The 3,036-nt window shown below is 65.7% G+C and carries 2 protein-coding genes and 1 pseudogene; 1 reads left to right on the top strand and 2 read right to left on the bottom strand.

The features are described 5' to 3' along the window. Positions 1 to 643, top strand: a pseudogene (locus tag ENZ74_RS27090) (MFS transporter); the annotation flags it as partial. 34 nt (positions 644 to 677) lie between these two features. Here the strand turns inward: ENZ74_RS27090 and ENZ74_RS27085 are convergent. Together ENZ74_RS27085 and ENZ74_RS27080 are read right to left on the bottom strand one after the other, a co-directional pair. Continuing rightward, positions 678 to 2,138: an MATE family efflux transporter gene (locus tag ENZ74_RS27085; protein ID WP_244506837.1), complete on the bottom strand. Its 1,461-nt coding sequence runs from the start codon at positions 2,136 to 2,138 to the stop codon at positions 678 to 680. Positions 2,139 to 2,313: 175 nt separating this feature from the next. Beyond that, positions 2,314 to 3,036: esterase-like activity of phytase family protein (locus tag ENZ74_RS27080; RefSeq protein WP_206522334.1), on the bottom strand; the 723-nt coding region annotated here is incomplete at its 5' end.

Here is a 3,036-nt window from a genome sequence, read left to right as displayed (position 1 = left end):
GGTCTGGCGCACTCGCGAAACGGTGTCGAAGCCGGGCGGCCTCGGGGGGATCTCCTGGCGGCCGCGACTTTCCGTCCCGGAGGAAATCCGTGCGCGCTTCGTCGCGCCGGCGGTGACCGGCTTCGGCGCGATGGCGCTGGTCGGGTTCTACGCCGCGTTGGCGCCGAGCATCCTGGCGCAGCAGCTGCATGAGACCAACCATGCCGTCGCCGGCGCGCTGTTCTTCGAGCTGGCGATCGTCACCGCGATCAGCATTGTCGTTCTGATGCACATGAAGAGCAATAAGGCGATGCTGGCTGCGCTGGCATTGATGATCCCAAGCGTCTTGTTGGTGGTGGCGGCGCAGATATTGGCCTCGATGGCACTGATGGTTGCTGCGACGGCCTGTTGCGGCGTTGCGGCGGCGCTTGGTTACCGTGGCGGCCTGCAAGTGGTGAACGAGATCGCGCCCAAGGATCGTCGCGCCGAAGTGGTGTCCAGCTTCTTCATCTGCTGCTTTGTCGGCAACGCCTTGCCCGTCATCGGCATCGGCATCGTTTCGACCTATGCCAGTCCCGTCGCTGCCAGCCTGGCGTTCGCCGGCATGATCGTGGTGTTTGCGTTGGTGGCGCTGGCTTTTGGGCTGAAACAACAACGGCGTTGAGGGCCTGGAGCGGTCCAGCGGAACCGGGTTGGCTTCAGCCGTTCGGTGTTTCAGGCGAAAGATGCGCGCGTCCGCGCGGCACGCCAAGACCGGTGTCCGGCGGCTCGCCGGCGGCCGGCCTGTCCTCGATCATGTGCGTGGTGCGCCAGCGGCCGAAACGATAGTAGGCCGCCGCCAGTACAAGCGAGCTGATCGAACCCGCCGGGAAGCTCCACCACAACGCTTCCTCGCCGATCACGCCACGCATGAAATAGGCAAAGCCGGTGCGCACGACCAGCACCGAAATGACCAGGATGATCAGCGGCGGCATCACGGCACCCGTGGCTCGTACGGTGGCAAACAGCACGATGGTTATGCCGAACAGGATGAACGACCACGAGGCGACATTGTTGATGTGGACGGCGATGTCGATCGCCGCGCTGTCGCGGCTCAGGAACAGGCTCAGCACCGAACGGTCGAAAACCGACAGCACGGCAACCAGTGCGCCGGTCAGGACGAGGTTGAAGCCGACGCCTGAGGCGGCGATGCGGCCGATCCGGTCCCAGCGCCCGGCGCCGACATTCTGTGCCGCCATCGAGGACACCGCGGCGCCGATGGCGAGCGCCGGCATCTGGATGTAGGTCCACAGCTGGGCGGCGATGCCGTAGGCGGCGGCGACCTGTGAGCCGTAGGAATTGACGATGCCCATCACCGTCAGTGCCGCCGCCGAAATGACGATCATCTGCAGGCCCATCGGCACGCCCTTGAAGACGACGATGCGCAGCAAGGTGGGATCGGGCCGCAGCAGAGCGAGGTTGGCGCCGGCCAGCCGCAGCGGATGCTTGCGCACATAGAGCACGATCAGGATGGCGATCACGCTAACCGTCTGGCCGATCAGCGTGGACGTGGCGGAGCCCGCGATGCCGAGTTCGGGAAACGGTCCGATGCCGGCGATGAGCAATGGGTTGAGCACGATGTCGAGGACGACGGCCAGCGCCATGAAGAAGAAGGGGGTGCGTGAATCGCCGGCACCGCGCAGCACGGTCATGACGAAGGACAGAAGGTTCATCATCGGCACGGCGACGAAGATGATGCGCAGATAGGAGCGCGCCAGCGGCAAGGCGTCGGCCGGTGTGCCGAGCGTGTTGAGAATGGCGTCAACCCAGATCCAGCCGCAGACCGCGAAGACAACCGAGACGAGGAAGAAGAACGTCGCGCTGGTGCCGACAATGCGGCGCGCCTCGGGCAGGTCGCGGGCACCGACCGACTGGGCCACCAGGATGGTGGCCGCCATGCCGATGCCGAACACAGTGCCGAGGATCAGGAACAGGACGAGGTTGGCATTAGAGGTGGCGGTCAGCGCCGATTCGCCGAGAAAACGGCCGACCCAGACGGCGTTGATCGAGCCGTTGAGCGACTGCAGCACGTTGGAGCCGAGCACCGGCAGGGCGAACAGCAGAAGCGTGCGCGGGATCGGGCCGCTGGTCAGGTCGCCGGTGCGCCGGCGCGCGGGCATTTTTTCGTCCATGGCGGGCAACTCGGCGGATGGTGATTTGGATCCAGTCCACGATGATATCGCAGGCGGGACCGAGATGCACCCTTGCGAACGCGCGGCTGAAAGGCCGCTGCCCCGTTCATGCCTGCCGCGAGCCCAGCGGACGCGCCAAGCGCGCCCGCCCGTGCAGTGGCCGTTACTTCCCGGCGAGACCCGGCAGCGTGACCTGATAGACCAGGAACATGGTGTCGACATCGGCGCCGTCTTCCGCCTTGTAGGGTGCGCCGACCTGAAAACCGTCCTGGGCGAGGAAGTCGTTGTCGTTGGCGACGAACAGGAAGTAGTCGTCGGGCAGCTTCGGATCGAGAACGCTGACCACCGACATCGCCTCCCACTTCTCCGACAGGTTGTTCTTGTCGTTCGGCGCGCCATTGTGCAGGCCGAAGCGGCCGAGTTCGCCCTTGTCGTTGATGTCGATGAACGGCGTCAGCTTGGCCGGCATCACCGACGGGTCGAGCACGCCCTTGGGCGCCAGCGGCTTGTCGGCGGCATCGAAGGCGCCGCCGGCGATGTCGGTCGCGGCCGAGACGTCGACGACGAAGATCTGGCGCACCAGCGAGGTGTCGCCCTTCAGCCCCTGGCCGTTGCCGCTGTCGCGCGCCAGCATCAGGAAGGTCTTGTCGGAGAGCGCCACGATCTCGCTCTGCGCGGCGATCTTGGTCTTGCCCTTGGCATCCTTGAACACCGGCAACGGCACGACATACTCATGCGCCAGTTTGAGGTGGGCGAGGTCGGACGCGTCATAGACCAGCGCACGCGTGTTCTGGCGCGTCGCGGGCGAATCGCCGCCATCCTGCCGGGGCGCCGATTGCAGCACCGCGATCAGGAACTTGCCGTCCGGCGTCATCGCCATTCCCTC

The organism is Mesorhizobium sp. M7A.F.Ca.CA.002.15.2.1 (assembly GCF_003998715.1).
In the GTDB taxonomy this organism is placed as follows: domain Bacteria; phylum Pseudomonadota; class Alphaproteobacteria; order Rhizobiales; family Rhizobiaceae; genus Mesorhizobium; species Mesorhizobium ciceri.
The sequence above is the reverse complement of the archived record's forward strand: the minus strand, read 5'-3'. Positions and strand labels throughout refer to the sequence as shown.

Excerpts from the sequence above, each read along its gene's own strand:
- ENZ74_RS27085 (WP_244506837.1), bottom strand. The coding sequence starts at position 2,138 with ATGCCCGCGCGCCGGCGCACCGGCGACCTGACCAGCGGCCCGATCCCG.